General features: G+C 58.0%; 1 protein-coding gene. It reads right to left on the bottom strand.

Going from position 1 to position 262, the window contains the following annotated elements:
- Window positions 1–262, bottom strand: a 262-nt coding sequence (locus RMT89_RS43785) for a hypothetical protein (protein WP_315889327.1), incomplete at both ends; no start/stop codon positions are given.

Raw genomic sequence — 262 nt, 5'->3', positions numbered from 1 at the left:
GCAGCACTAGCTGCGCTAGCTTGTCTCTACTGGAGCCGGTGAAAACGAGCCGTAGCCCTGGCCGCTTCCCTCCCGGGTTTAATGCATCGCGGGCAGCTTTAAGGGCAAACATGGCATTGACCCCTTCATTGCTGTTGAGAGCGTGCTGGGCCTCGTCCACGATTAACACGACAAGCCTGCCGGTGGCAGCAGAAAGCAGCTGAAGCGCATCACTGAGCGTCGCGCCAGCAGGCAGTTTGCCTGTAGATAAATCCCAAGTGAC

Source organism: Streptomyces sp. P17, assembly GCF_032436805.1.
Lineage (GTDB): Bacteria > Actinomycetota > Actinomycetes > Streptomycetales > Streptomycetaceae > Streptomyces.
The sequence above is the reverse complement of the archived record's forward strand: the minus strand, read 5'-3'. Positions and strand labels throughout refer to the sequence as shown.